The sequence below is a fragment of the Vibrio sp. JC009 genome, from assembly GCF_029016485.1.
GTDB lineage: Bacteria > Pseudomonadota > Gammaproteobacteria > Enterobacterales > Vibrionaceae > Vibrio.
Map to the genome: position 1 here is coordinate 3,138,821 of NZ_CP092106.1, position 14,041 is coordinate 3,152,861.

The following is a 14,041-nucleotide window of genomic DNA, read 5'->3' on the forward strand; positions in this document are numbered from 1 at the left end:
AGGGAGTGACTGGTAAAATTAAGCAGATACAAAAAAGGCACCTTTCGGTGCCTTTTTTCAGTATCGCTTTCGATTACTCTTCAGAAGAGAAACCAGCGTTCAGAAGTGCTGCCAGGTTGTCAGTAGCTTGTTCTGCTGACGGGCCTTCCTGCTCTTCACGCTTAGCCTGACGATCCTGATGGTACGCAAAACCAGTACCAGCCGGGATCAGACGACCAACGATTACGTTCTCTTTCAGGCCACGTAGCTCATCACGCTTACCAGAAACCGCAGCTTCTGTTAGTACGCGAGTTGTCTCCTGGAACGATGCTGCCGAGATGAACGACTCAGTTGCAAGAGATGCTTTAGTGATACCCAGAAGCTCACGTTCGAAACGTGCAGGCTCTTTACCTTCAGCTTCAAGAGCACGGTTAGCAATCTTAACCTGAGAGTATTCAACCTGCTCACCAGGAAGGAACTCAGAGTCACCAGCGAACGTAATAGTACACTTACGTAGCATCTGACGAACGATAGTTTCGATGTGCTTATCGTTAATCTTAACGCCCTGTAGACGGTAAACTTCCTGAACTTCGTTAGCAATGTAAGAAGTTACAGCATGGATACCACGAAGGCGCAGGATGTCATGCGGAGTTTCCGGACCATCTGCGATAACGTCACCACGTTCGATCTTCTCACCTTCGAACACGTTCAGCTGACGGTGCTTAGGAATCATCTCTTCGTAAGTGTCACCACCTTCGCGAGTGATTACCAGACGACGCTTACCTTTGGTCTCTTTACCGAAGGATACTGTACCTGTGTGCTCAGCAAGAATCGCAGGCTCTTTAGGCTTACGTGCTTCGAACAGGTCAGCAACTCGAGGAAGACCACCGGTGATATCTTTGTTACCGCCAGACTTCTGAGGAATACGAGCCAGCGTATCACCGATACCAACTTCAGCACCATCTTCGATGTTAACAATCGCTTTACCAGGCAGGAAGTAATGAGCTGGCATATCAGTACCAGGAATCGTTACATCGTTGCCCTGCTCGTCAACAAGTTTGATAGCCGGACGCATATCTTTACCCGCTGCCGGACGCGCTGCTGCTTCTGTTACTTCACTTGAAGACAGACCAGTCAGGTCATCAGTCTGACGAGAAACGGTAACACCGTCGATCATGTCTACGAACTGGATGCGACCTGCCACTTCAGTGATGATTGGCATGGTGTGCGCTTCCCAGTTAGCCACTGTTTCACCAGCTTCAACTGCGTCATCATGACCTTTAGTCAGCATAGAACCGTAAGGCAGTTTGTGCTTCTCTTTCGTACGGCCGAACTCATCAATGATAGTCAGTTCAGATGCACGGGAAGTGATTACCAGCTTACCGTCTTTGTTGGTTACGAACTTAGCATTGTGTAGCTTAACAGAACCGGTGTTCTTAGCCTGAATGCTGTTTTCAGCAGCCGCTGTCGATGCCGCACCACCGATGTGGAACGTACGCATGGTCAGCTGTGTACCAGGTTCACCGATTGACTGTGCCGCGATAACACCCACGGCTTCACCCATGTTAACAAGGTGACCGCGAGCAAGGTCACGACCGTAACACTGTGCACAACAACCGAAGTCTGAATCACAGGTAACTACAGAGCGCACTTTCATGCTGTCTACTGAGTTCTCTTCCATGATCTGACACCACTTCTCATCAATCAGAGTATTACGTGGGATCAGTACATCTTCAGTACCCGGCTTAAGAACATCTTCAGCAACAACACGACCAAGCGCAAGCTCTGTCAGTGCTACTTTAACGTCACCACCCTCGATATGAGGCATCATTTCAACGCCTTCGTGAGTGCCACAGTCATGTTCTGTAACAACCACGTCCTGTGCAACGTCTACTAGACGACGAGTCAGGTAACCGGAGTTCGCTGTCTTAAGTGCGGTATCCGCAAGACCCTTACGAGCACCGTGGGTTGAGATAAAGTACTGAAGTACGTTCAGACCTTCTTTAAAGTTCGCTGTGATAGGCGTTTCGATGATTGAGCCATCCGGACGAGCCATCAGACCACGCATACCAGCCAGCTGACGAATCTGTGCCGCAGAACCACGAGCACCGGAGTCGGCCATCATGTAGATGCTGTTGAATGATTCTTGCTGCTCTTCTTCACCGTCACGGTTGATAACAGTTTCAGAAGACAGGTTATCCATCATCGCTTTAGCAACACGGTCGTTGGTAGACGCCCAGATATCGATAACTTTGTTGTAACGCTCACCAGCAGTTACCAGACCTGACTGGAACTGATCCTGGATTTCACGTACTTCTTCTTCCGCTTCTGCGATTTCAGTGTACTTAGCGTCTGGCACAACCATATCGTCGATACCAACAGATACACCAGAAAGTGCCGCGTATGCGAAACCAGCGTACATGATCTGGTCAGCAAAGATTACCGTGTCTTTCAGACCAAGCTTACGGTAAGCCTCGTTCAGAAGGTTAGAGATCTGCTTCTTACCAAGCTTCTGGTTAACCAGGCTGTATGGCAGGCCAGATGGAACGATCTGCCAAAGCATTGCACGACCGATAGTCGTATCTACAAGCTTAGTTTCCGTTGTCTCTTCGCCGTCTTCGTCACGAACTGTTTCAGTGATACGTACTTTAACGCGAGCGTGCAGCTCAGCCATCTTAGTACGGTATGCCTTCTCAGCCTCTTCAGGGCCGGCAAGGTACATACCTTCACCTTTCACGTTGATCTTGTCACGAGTCATGTAGTAAAGACCCAATACAACGTCCTGAGAAGGTACGATGATAGGATCACCTGACGCTGGCGACAGAATGTTGTTTGTCGACATCATCAGTGTACGTGCTTCAAGCTGAGCTTCCAGAGTCAGTGGTACGTGTACCGCCATCTGGTCACCATCGAAGTCCGCGTTATATGCCGCACACACAAGTGGGTGTAGCTGAATCGCTTTACCTTCGATCAGTACTGGTTCGAACGCCTGGATACCTAGACGGTGAAGTGTAGGTGCACGGTTCAGTAGTACCGGGTGTTCACGGATTACTTCGTCCAGGATATCCCAAACGATAGCTTCTTCGCGCTCTACCATTTTCTTAGCCGCTTTGATAGTCGTAGCCATGCCACGAGTTTCCAGCTTGCTGTAGATAAATGGCTTAAATAGCTCTAGTGCCATCTTCTTAGGAAGACCACACTGGTGCAGACGAAGGTATGGACCTACTGTGATTACAGAACGGCCAGAGTAGTCTACACGCTTACCTAGTAGGTTCTGACGGAAACGACCTTGTTTACCCTTGATCATATCAGCAAGAGATTTCAGAGGACGCTTGTTAGAACCCGTGATCGCACGACCACGACGACCGTTATCAAGTAGTGCGTCAACAGACTCTTGCAGCATACGCTTTTCGTTACGTACGATGATGTCCGGAGCAGCTAGCTCTAGAAGACGCTTCAAACGGTTGTTACGGTTGATCACACGACGGTATAGGTCGTTCAGATCTGAAGTCGCAAAGCGACCGCCATCTAGTGGTACTAGTGGACGTAGATCTGGCGGAAGTACCGGAAGCACTGTCAGGATCATCCACTCTGGGTTGTTACCAGACTGAATAAACGCTTCAACAAGCTTCAGACGCTTAGTGATTTTCTTACGCTTAGTTTCTGAGTTTGTAGACTCAAGCTCTTCGCGCATCATCTCTGCTTCAGCGTGCATGTCCATAGTAGACAGCAGATCTTTGATCGCTTCTGCACCCATCTTAGCAGTGAATTCATCACCCCACTCTTCCAGGCGATCCAGATACTCTTCTTCAGTCAGCATCTGACCTTTTTCAAGATCTGTCATGCCCGGCTCTGTTACTACGTACATTTCAAAGTAAAGTACGCGTTCGATATCACGCAGTGGGATATCCATTAACAGACCGATACGAGACGGCAGTGATTTTAGGAACCAGATGTGAGCCACTGGTGATGCAAGCTCGATGTGGCCCATACGGTCACGACGAACTTTAGTTTGTGTAACTTCAACGCCACACTTCTCACAGATAACACCACGGTGTTTCAGACGCTTATATTTGCCACAAAGACATTCGTAGTCTTTTACCGGGCCAAAGATACGCGCACAGAAAAGACCATCGCGCTCTGGTTTGAACGTACGATAGTTGATCGTTTCAGGTTTTTTAACTTCACCAAAAGACCATGAACGAATCATGTCCGGTGAAGACAGACCGATTTTGATTGCATCAAATTCTTCGGTCTTGTGCTGTGCTTTCAGAAAGTTTAATAAGTCTTTCACAATCAGCTCCTGTAAGGAGTTAAAAGGGGCTTGCCATGAGGCACATTGGCAAGCTCACCTTTCTACCGATAATTCCAGTAACTGGAATTACTCTTCGTCTTCTAGCTCGATGTTGATACCCAGCGAGCGAATCTCTTTCAACAGTACGTTGAAGGATTCTGGCATACCAGGTTCCATAGCATGGTTACCGTCTACGATGTTCTTATACATCTTAGTACGGCCGTTCACGTCATCGGACTTAACAGTTAGCATTTCCTGTAGAGTATATGCAGCACCGTATGCTTCCAGTGCCCATACTTCCATCTCACCGAAACGCTGACCACCGAACTGAGCTTTACCACCAAGTGGCTGCTGAGTTACCAGGCTGTAAGAACCGGTTGAACGTGCGTGCATCTTGTCATCAACAAGGTGGTTCAGCTTAAGCATGTACATGTAACCAACAGTTACAGGACGCTCAAATGCATCACCGGTACGGCCGTCAAACAGTGTCAGCTGACCAGACTCAGGCAGGTCACCAAGCTTCAGCAGTTCTTTGATTGACGCTTCAGAAGCACCATCAAATACTGGTGTTGCGATTGGCAGACCACCGCGCAGGTTCTTAATCAGTGTGCGAACTTCGTCATCAGACAGAGCTGCAACATCAACTTCCTGACGGGTATCACCAAGATCGTAAACCTTCTGCAGGAATTCGCGGAACTTGTGCAGCTCCTGCTGTTCCTTAACCATCTGGTTAATCTTGTCACCGATACCTTTCGCAGCCAGACCCATGTGAACTTCAAGAATCTGACCGATGTTCATACGAGACGGTACACCCAGTGGGTTAAGTACGATGTCTACAGGCTGACCTTTTTCATCGTAAGGCATGTCTTCAACAGGGTTGATCTTAGAGATAACACCCTTGTTACCGTGACGACCCGCCATCTTATCACCAGGCTGGATACGACGTTTAACTGCCAGGTAAACCTTAACAATCTTCAGTACGCCAGGTGCAAGGTCATCGCCCTGAGTGATCTTACGACGCTTGTTCTCGAACTTCTTATCGAAGTCAGCTTTCAGCTCGTCCCACTGCTCAGCAAGTTGCTCAAGCTGTGTTTGTAGCTCGTCGTCAGCAAGAGACTGCTCAAGCCACTTCTTACGGCCGATAGAGTCAAGCTGTGCTTCAGAGTAACCGCCAGACAGAAGAACTGCCTTAACACGGTTAAGCAGACCGCCTTCCAGAATTTCAAACTCTTCTGTAAGGTCTTTCTTAGCTTCTTTAAGCTGCATCTGCTCGATTTCAAGCGCACGCTTGTCTTTCTCTACGCCATCGCGAGTGAAGACCTGAACGTCGATGATAGTACCTGAAACAGAGTTTGGTACACGCAGTGAAGTATCTTTAACGTCAGATGCTTTTTCACCGAAGATAGCACGTAGTAGCTTCTCTTCAGGAGTCAGCTGAGTTTCACCCTTAGGCGTCACTTTACCAACCAGGATGTCGCCACCCTTAACTTCAGCACCGATGTAAACGATACCTGACTCGTCCAGTTTAGACAGAGCAGATTCACCTACGTTTGGAATATCCGCTGTGATCTCTTCGCTACCAAGCTTAGTATCACGCGCCACACAAGAAAGTTCCTGGATGTGGATAGTGGTGAAACGGTCTTCCTGAACTACACGCTCAGATACAAGGATGGAGTCCTCGAAGTTGTAACCGTTCCATGGCATGAATGCCAGGCGGATGTTCTGACCAAGCGCTAGCTCACCAAGGTCTGTTGAAGGACCGTCAGCAAGTACGTCACCTTTTGCTACTGGCTCGCCAGGTAGCACGGTTGGGCGCTGGTTAATACAAGTGTTCTGGTTAGAACGTGTGTACTTAGTCAGGTTGTAGATGTCGATACCCGCTTCGCCCGGTACCAGCTCATCTTCGTTAACCTTAACTACGATACGAGACGCGTCAACAGACTGAATCATACCGCCACGTTTCGCTACTGCTGTAACACCAGAGTCAACTGCTACGTTACGCTCGATACCAGTACCAACAAGTGGTTTATCTGCGCGTAGAGTAGGAACTGCCTGACGTTGCATGTTCGCACCCATCAATGCACGGTTCGCATCATCGTGCTCAAGGAATGGGATTAGAGATGCAGCGACAGATACAACCTGGTTGGTTGCAACGTCCATATAGCCAACTTGATCGCGTGGGTGCAGACCAGTTTCACCTTTCTGACGAGCAGTGATTAGCTCTTCAGCAAAAGAGTTGTCTTCGTTAAGAACAGCGTTCGCCTGAGCGATAACGTACTGGCCTTCTTCGATAGCAGACAGGTAATCAACTTCGTCTGTAACCACGCCATCTACTACGCGACGGTATGGAGTCTCAAGGAAACCATAGTCGTTACAACGGGCAAATGCTGACAGTGAGTTGATCAGACCGATGTTTGGACCTTCAGGCGTTTCGATCGGACACAGACGGCCGTAGTGAGTTACGTGTACGTCTCGAACTTCGAAACCAGCACGCTCACGGGTAAGACCACCAGGACCCAGTGCAGAAATACGACGCTTGTGCGTTACTTCTGATAGTGGGTTGTTCTGGTCCATAAACTGTGAAAGCTGTGAAGAACCAAAGAATTCTTTAACTGCCGCAGAAATTGGCTTAGCGTTGATCAGATCCTGAGGCATGATGTTGTCAAGATCACCAAGGCTCAGACGCTCTTTAACTGCACGCTCAACACGTACCAGACCTACACGGAACTGGTTCTCAGCCATTTCACCTACGCTACGGATACGACGGTTACCAAGGTGGTCGATATCATCCACTTCACCTTTACCGTTACGAATAGCGATAAGCTTCTTCATTACTTCGATGATGTCTGTTTCATCAAGAGTGCCTTGATCCAGTGCATCTTCGCGCATGATAGAGCTGTTGAACTTCATACGACCAACCGTTGACAGGTCGTAGCGCTCTTCAGAGAAGAACAGGCTTTCGAACAGTGCTTCTGCAGCTTCTTTTGTTGGTGGCTCACCAGGACGCATCATGCGGTAGATTTCTACTAGCGCAGAGATACGGTCAGTTGTGCTGTCGATACGCAGGGTATCAGACATGAACGGACCATGGTCCAGATCGTTAGTGAACAGAACCTGTAGGTTCTTGTGGCCAGCCTGAGACAGGTTCGCCAGTGCTTCCAGGCTGATTTCCTGGTTAGCGCCAACGATGATTTCGCCAGTCTCTTCGTTGATATAGTCTTTTGATGCAACTTTACCAACAATGTATTCAACCGGTACTTCAATGAAGTCCACACCCTCTTTATCCATAGTACGGATATGACGGGCAGTGATGCGTCGGCCTGCTTCTACGTATGTTGTGCCATTTGCAACAATGTCAAATGTCGCAGTTTCACCACGTAGACGTTCTGGGATCAGCTCCATCATCAGAGTCTGATCTTTCACTTCGAAGTTCACTTTTTCGAAGAAGATATCAAGGATCTCTTCCGTCGTTTTGCTTAGTGCACGAAGGATGATTGACGCAGGTAGCTTACGACGACGGTCGATACGTACGTACAGGTTATCCTTAGGATCGAACTCAAAGTCCAGCCATGAGCCACGGTAAGGGATAACACGTGCGTTATATAATACTTTACCTGAAGAGTGAGTCTTACCTTTATCGCTGTCGAAGAACACGCCTGGGCTTCGGTGCAGCTGGGATACGATAACCCTCTCAGTACCATTAATTACAAAGGTACCATTGTCTGTCATGAGCGGAATTTCACCCATGTAGACTTCTTGTTCTTTAATGTCTTTTACAGTACCTGCTGGTGCATCTTTATCAAAAACAACCAGGCGTAGTTTTACGCGTAGTGGCTTAGAATAAGTTACACCACGGATTTGACATTCTTTAACATCAAAAACTGGCTCACCAAGACGATAGCTAACGTATTGCAGCTCGGAATTGCCGTTGTAGCTCTGAATTGGAAATACAGAACGGAAAGCAGCCTCAAGACCGTATTGCCCCTCAGGATCCTGATCGATGAACTTGTCGAACGAATCAAGCTGGATTGACAGCAGGTATGGAATGTCCAAAACCTGTGGACGAGTACCAAAGTCCTTACGGATGCGCTTTTTCTCGGTATAAGAGTAAACCATGGGGTTCCTCAGCTCGCTGATAAGTGACCCAAACCACCCAAATCATAGGGTAGTGACTAACAACTGTTTACTGTAGACCCTGAACCCAAAAGAACGGACCCAGCGGTGTTTTGCACGGATATTGACGACTAAACAGCGGGAAAATTCGTCGACACCCTACAGCGCAAAAAGGCCGGTGGTCAATAAACCACCAGCCATTAGCCTGTCGGCTAAGAAATTAAGTAATAATTACTTAACTTCAACAGAAGCACCAGCTTCTTCTAGTTGTGCTTTAAGAGCTTCAGCTTCGTCTTTAGCAATAGCTTCTTTCAGAGGAGCTGGAGCACTGTCAACTAGACCTTTAGCTTCTTTAAGACCTAGGCCAGTAGCACCACGTACTGCTTTGATTACAGCAACTTTGTTACCGCCAACAGCAGTCAGGATTACGTCAAATTCAGTTTGCTCAGCAGCAGCTTCGCCACCAGCAGCACCGCCAGCTACAACAGCAGCTGCAGCAGATACGCCGAATTTTTCTTCCATAGCTTCGATAAGCTCAACAACTTGCATTACAGACATTTCTGCAACTGCGTCTAGGATTTGTTCGTTAGTAATAGACATAACAATTCTCTTTTAAGTCAACAATTAGTTTATAAAGCAACCAGTAAAAAGCAAGGCTTATGCCGCAGCTTCTTCTTTCTGATCGCGTAGTGCAGCGATAGTACGTACCAGCTTGCCTGCAGAAGCTTCTTTCATGCACATCATTAGGCGTGCGATTGCTTCGTCGTAAGTTGGTAGTGTTGCTAGTACTTCAGCATCAGTAATAGCGCCTTCAAATGCAGCAGCTCTGATCTCAAATTCTTTGTTCTCTTTAGCGAAGTCTTTGAAAAGACGCGCAGCAGCACCTGGGTGCTCGTTAGAGAAAGCGATCAGAGTTGGACCTACGAATTGGTCTTTTAGACATTCGTAGTCTGTGCCTTCTACAGCGCGGCGTGCTAGAGTATTACGAACAACTTTCACGTAAACACCAGCTTCACGAGCTTGTTTACGTAGAGAAGTCATCGCGCCTACTTCAACGCCACGAGAGTCGGCAACAACTGCAGAAAGTGCACCACTGGCAGCTTCGTTGACTTCAGCAACAATTGCTTTTTTGTCTTGAAGGTTTAAAGCCATCTTGGATTTACTCCTGGTTGTCGTTACACCACCCACCATTGCGCTTTAACAACAGCGGGAGTTAATACGGTGCATTCCCAGAAGAAAGACAATCTAAAATAGTTCGGCTTTCTGTCAGTTCGGGCACCGTCTACGTAGGTTTTATTAAGTTCTTTATCTCGAAAGAGTCGGAACGCCTACGGTCTTGGACGGAGACTGTACTCATACTTATAAAGTGTGACCACAGTCCCAACCACATATCAAATAGGCGCAAAATTATACACTAATTTCACGCCTATGCAAATATTTTAGCTTGCTTGAGTGTTCAGGCTAGCCTGATCAACAGCAACACCAGCACCCATAGTAGTAGAGATGCTTACTTTCTTCAGGAAAGTACCTTTCGCTGAAGAAGGCTTAGCTTTCTTAAGAGCAATCAGAAGAGCTTCCAGGTTTTCCTGGATCTGGCTTGCTTCGAAGTTAGCTTTACCGATAGTAGTGTGTACGATGCCGTTCTTGTCGTTACGGTAACGAACCTGACCAGCTTTAGCGTTCTTAACCGCTTCAGCAACGTTAGGAGTTACAGTACCAACTTTAGGGTTTGGCATAAGACCACGAGGACCAAGGATAGTACCTAGCTGACCAACAACACGCATTGCATCCGGAGAAGCAACAACTACGTCGAAGTTCATTTCGCCTTTCTTAACAGCATCTGCAAGATCTTCCATACCTACGATGTCAGCACCAGCTTCTTTCGCAGCTTCAGCGTTAGCACCTTGAGTGAACACTGCAACGCGGATTTCACGGCCAGTACCGTGAGGAAGAACGGTAGCACCACGTACGTTCTGGTCAGATTTACGAGCGTCAATGCCAAGATTAACAGCTACGTCTACGCTTTCTACGAACTTAGCAGTAGCAAGTTCTTTTAGAAGAGCAACAGCTTCGTTGATTTCGTACTCTTTAGTTACGTCAACTTTTTCGCGGATTACGCGCATGCGCTTAGTAAGTTTTGCCATGATCTTAACCCTCTACCACTAGGCCCATTGAACGAGCAGTACCTGCGATAGAACGCTTCATAGCTTCTACGTCAGCACCAGTCATGTCTGCCGCTTTAGTCTCTGCAATTTCTTGCAGCTGAGCGTCAGTTACAGTACCCACTTTTTCAGTGTTTGGACGACCTGAACCAGACTTGATACCTGCTGCTTTCTTAAGAAGAACTGCTGCTGGTGGAGTCTTAGTTTCAAAAGTGAAAGAACGGTCGTTGTATACTGCGATAACAACTGGGATTGGTAGACCTTTCTCAACAGATTCTGTTTTTGCGTTGAACGCTTTACAGAATTCCATGATGTTCACACCGTGCTGACCTAGAGCAGGACCAACTGGTGGACTTGGGTTAGCCATACCCGCTGCAACTTGCAGCTTGATATAAGCTTCAACTTTCTTAGCCATGATATTTCCTAAGTTTGGGTAATAACGCTAATCTACTGATCAGCTCCCCGGTTTTGATAGATTCTTTTTACAGCCTTGCTGTAAAAAGGCGCGAAATTATAATCATAATTCGCGCCCTTAACAACCCTAAAAAGGTGTTTTTTTAATCAAGTTTTTCAACCTGACCAAATTCAAGCTCAACTGGTGTTGCACGACCAAAGATCGATACAGACACTTTCAGACGGCTCTTCTCGTAATCCACTTCTTCAACAGTACCGTTAAAGTCAGCAAATGGTCCGTCGTTAACACGTACCACTTCACCCGCTTCGTACATAGTACGTGGGCGAGGTGCTTCACTTGCTTTCTCCAGACGGTTAAGGATAGCGTCAGCTTCCTTGTCTGTGATAGGTGCCGGACGGTCAGAAGTACCACCAATGAAGCCCATAACACGCGGAACGCTACGCACCAAGTGCCATGATTCATCGTTCATAATCATCTGAACAAGTACATAGCCCGGGAAGAACTTACGCTCACTCTTGCGACGCTGACCAGCGCGCATTTCAACTACTTCTTCAGTAGGAACAAGAACTTCACCAAATAGCTCTTCCATTGCGTGCATTTTGATATGCTCGCGAAGAGACTGAGCGACACGGCCTTCAAAGCCAGAAAAGGCCTGAACCACATACCAACGTTTTTTTGGAGCTTCACTCATGAATTAAGACCCTCACGCTCCAGTCACAAGGGCAACCAGACGAACCATAATGCCGTCGATACCCCAAAGTGCCAGAGCCATAACAATACTTACAGCCAATACGATTAGAGTTGTTTGCATGGTTTCCTGGCGAGTAGGCCAAACCACTTTGCGAACTTCGATACGAGCTTCGCGTGCAAAACTAATCGCTTGCTTACCTTTTGCTGTTGTTGCAGCAACACCTAGTGCCGCAGCGATAAGAACAACAACTGCTGCTGCACGAATAACAACAGACATTTCACCATACAGGTAATTACCCACAACAGCGGCGGCAGCCAGAGCGAAAGCGACAATCCACTTAAAGATATCTGCTGCGTTTGAGCTGTTTGGAGTTTCAGCGTTTGCTTTCATAAAACCAACCTGTCCAAGTCTTAAATATAGACGACAACAACCCCGCTGTTGCAGGGCTCATTCTAAATGCACCGAAACATTTCGGTACAAATTGCTGACCCAGATTACTCTCGATCAAAAAATTCTTTGCTTTTCAGTGACATGAAAGAAAAATCTTACATGACATTTATATTGCGAAGAAAAAGGGCATCAAATGATGCCCTTTTTACTAGCTGTTAGTCAAATCTTATTCAAAGATTTTAGCAACAACACCAGCACCTACTGTACGGCCACCTTCACGGATTGCGAAGCGCAGACCTTCGTCCATCGCGATTGGCGCGATTAGCTCTACAGTCATCTGGATGTTATCACCAGGCATTACCATTTCTACGCCTTCTGGTAGCTCGATGTTACCAGTTACGTCAGTTGTACGGAAGTAGAACTGTGGACGGTAGCCTTTGAAGAATGGAGTGTGACGACCACCTTCATCTTTAGACAGTACGTATACTTCAGACTCAAACTTAGTGTGTGGAGTGATTGAACCAGGTGCAGCTAGAACCTGACCACGCTCAACTTCATCACGCTTAGTACCACGTAGAAGTGCACCAACGTTCTCACCTGCACGACCTTCGTCAAGCAGCTTACGGAACATTTCAACACCAGTACATGTAGTAGTAGTAGTTTCTTTGATACCAACGATTGCTACTTCATCACCTACAGTCAGGATACCACGCTCGATACGGCCAGTTACTACTGTACCACGACCCTGGATTGAGAATACGTCTTCGATTGGCATTAGGAACGGCTGGTCTACAGCACGCTCTGGCTCTGGGATGTAAGAATCTAGTGCTTCTGCAAGCTCAACAATCTTAGCTTCCCACTGCTCTTCACCGTTAAGTGCACCAAGAGCAGAACCCTGGATAACTGGTAGGTCATCACCTGGGAAGTCGTATTCAGACAGAAGTTCACGAACTTCCATTTCTACTAGCTCTAGAAGCTCTTCATCGTCAACCATGTCACATTTGTTCATGAATACGATGATGTATGGGATACCAACCTGACGGCCTAGTAGGATGTGCTCACGAGTCTGAGGCATTGGGCCGTCAGTTGCAGCAACTACAAGGATACCACCGTCCATCTGCGCAGCACCAGTGATCATGTTTTTAACATAGTCAGCGTGTCCAGGGCAGTCTACGTGTGCGTAGTGACGAGTTGGAGTATCGTACTCAACGTGAGAAGTTGCGATTGTGATACCGCGCTCACGCTCTTCTGGAGCGTTATCGATAGATGCGAAGTCTTTTGCTTCACCACCGTATACTTTTGAAAGAGTAGTACAGATAGCTGCAGTTAGAGTTGTTTTACCGTGGTCAACGTGGCCGATAGTACCAACGTTTACGTGCGGTTTCGTACGTTCAAATTTTTCTTTAGACATGAGTTGTCCCTCTAGGTACGGATTAAGGTGGCTTTGATGACCACGCAACCAAATATATTGGTGATTAACTTACTCTCAATCACTAAACGTAGTTTAGTTAGAAGAAAGTATCAAAAGGAAATTTTTGCTTAAGAGCTGGTGCTGATAGGCAGACTCGAACTGCCGACCTCATCCTTACCAAGGATGCGCTCTACCACCTGAGCTATATCAGCACTCATAAAGAGTTGGAGCGGGCAGCGGGAATCGAACCCGCATCATCAGCTTGGAAGGCTGAGGTAATAGCCATTATACGATGCCCGCAACACGTAGTAACTCTGTGAGCTATTTCCTTAAGAATATGGTGGAGGGGGACGGATTCGAACCATCGAAGGCGGAGCCGGCAGATTTACAGTCTGCTCCCTTTGGCCACTCGGGAACCCCTCCAAATTTTTTCACACTTTCTCTCATAAAGGAGAAAATGGTGCCGACTACCGGAATCGAACTGGTGACCTACTGATTACAAGTCAGTTGCTCTACCTACTGAGCTAAGTCGGCACGTAAGTGGGGCGCATTCTATGGGATGATCTTTCACCTTGCAATAGATAAT

The 14,041-nt window shown here is 47.3% G+C and carries 9 protein-coding genes and 4 tRNA genes; all 13 read right to left on the bottom strand.

The window, feature by feature from the left end; all coding sequences use genetic code 11:
* Window positions 1-73: 73 nt before the first annotated feature.
* On the bottom strand, window positions 74-4,273 hold the full coding sequence (gene rpoC / locus L3Q72_RS14005) for a DNA-directed RNA polymerase subunit beta' (RefSeq protein ID WP_275130533.1): 4,200 nt from the start codon (window positions 4,271-4,273) through the stop codon (window positions 74-76).
* Between the two features lie 87 nt (window positions 4,274-4,360).
* Window positions 4,361-8,389, bottom strand: coding sequence for a DNA-directed RNA polymerase subunit beta (rpoB, locus tag L3Q72_RS14010; protein ID WP_275130534.1), 4,029 nt, complete (start codon window positions 8,387-8,389; stop codon window positions 4,361-4,363).
* Between the two features lie 228 nt (window positions 8,390-8,617).
* Window positions 8,618-8,986: a 50S ribosomal protein L7/L12 gene (gene rplL / locus L3Q72_RS14015; protein WP_275130535.1), complete on the bottom strand. Its 369-nt coding sequence runs from the start codon at window positions 8,984-8,986 to the stop codon at window positions 8,618-8,620.
* Between the two features lie 57 nt (window positions 8,987-9,043).
* The gene (rplJ, locus tag L3Q72_RS14020) at window positions 9,044-9,538 is read right to left on the bottom strand and encodes a 50S ribosomal protein L10 (RefSeq protein ID WP_275130536.1); all 495 of its coding nucleotides are present in this window, start codon (window positions 9,536-9,538) and stop codon (window positions 9,044-9,046) included.
* Between the two features lie 287 nt (window positions 9,539-9,825).
* Window positions 9,826-10,530: a 50S ribosomal protein L1 gene (gene rplA, locus L3Q72_RS14025; RefSeq protein WP_275130537.1), complete on the bottom strand. Its 705-nt coding sequence runs from the start codon at window positions 10,528-10,530 to the stop codon at window positions 9,826-9,828.
* A 4-nt stretch (window positions 10,531-10,534) separates the two neighbouring features.
* A complete protein-coding gene (gene rplK / locus L3Q72_RS14030; protein ID WP_275130538.1) occupies window positions 10,535-10,963 on the bottom strand; it encodes a 50S ribosomal protein L11 in 429 nt (142 codons plus the stop codon).
* 142 nt (window positions 10,964-11,105) lie between these two features.
* Window positions 11,106-11,654 carry a transcription termination/antitermination protein NusG gene (gene nusG / locus L3Q72_RS14035; RefSeq protein WP_275130539.1) on the bottom strand — a complete coding sequence of 183 codons (549 nt, stop codon included), beginning with the start codon at window positions 11,652-11,654 and terminating at the stop codon, window positions 11,106-11,108.
* 12 nt (window positions 11,655-11,666) lie between these two features.
* Window positions 11,667-12,044: a preprotein translocase subunit SecE gene (gene secE / locus L3Q72_RS14040; RefSeq protein WP_275130540.1), complete on the bottom strand. Its 378-nt coding sequence runs from the start codon at window positions 12,042-12,044 to the stop codon at window positions 11,667-11,669.
* A gap of 226 nt (window positions 12,045-12,270) precedes the next feature.
* On the bottom strand, window positions 12,271-13,455 hold the full coding sequence (tuf, locus tag L3Q72_RS14045) for an elongation factor Tu (protein ID WP_275130541.1): 1,185 nt from the start codon (window positions 13,453-13,455) through the stop codon (window positions 12,271-12,273).
* Between the two features lie 136 nt (window positions 13,456-13,591).
* Window positions 13,592-13,667, bottom strand: a tRNA-Thr gene (locus tag L3Q72_RS14050).
* A gap of 13 nt (window positions 13,668-13,680) precedes the next feature.
* A tRNA-Gly gene (locus L3Q72_RS14055) sits at window positions 13,681-13,755 on the bottom strand.
* 38 nt (window positions 13,756-13,793) lie between these two features.
* Window positions 13,794-13,878 (bottom strand) — tRNA-Tyr (locus L3Q72_RS14060).
* Window positions 13,879-13,913: 35 nt separating this feature from the next.
* A tRNA-Thr gene (locus L3Q72_RS14065) sits at window positions 13,914-13,989 on the bottom strand.
* Window positions 13,990-14,041 lie beyond the last annotated feature (52 nt).

Excerpts from the sequence above, each read along its gene's own strand:
- rpoB (WP_275130534.1), bottom strand. The coding sequence starts at position 8,389 with ATGGTTTACTCTTATACCGAGAAAAAGCGCATCCGTAAGGACTTTGGT.
- rplL (WP_275130535.1), bottom strand. The coding sequence starts at position 8,986 with ATGTCTATTACTAACGAACAAATCCTAGACGCAGTTGCAGAAATGTCT.
- rplJ (WP_275130536.1), bottom strand. The coding sequence starts at position 9,538 with ATGGCTTTAAACCTTCAAGACAAAAAAGCAATTGTTGCTGAAGTCAAC.
- rplA (WP_275130537.1), bottom strand. The coding sequence starts at position 10,530 with ATGGCAAAACTTACTAAGCGCATGCGCGTAATCCGCGAAAAAGTTGAC.
- rplK (WP_275130538.1), bottom strand. The coding sequence starts at position 10,963 with ATGGCTAAGAAAGTTGAAGCTTATATCAAGCTGCAAGTTGCAGCGGGT.
- nusG (WP_275130539.1), bottom strand. The coding sequence starts at position 11,654 with ATGAGTGAAGCTCCAAAAAAACGTTGGTATGTGGTTCAGGCCTTTTCT.
- secE (WP_275130540.1), bottom strand. The coding sequence starts at position 12,044 with ATGAAAGCAAACGCTGAAACTCCAAACAGCTCAAACGCAGCAGATATC.
- tuf (WP_275130541.1), bottom strand. The coding sequence starts at position 13,455 with ATGTCTAAAGAAAAATTTGAACGTACGAAACCGCACGTAAACGTTGGT.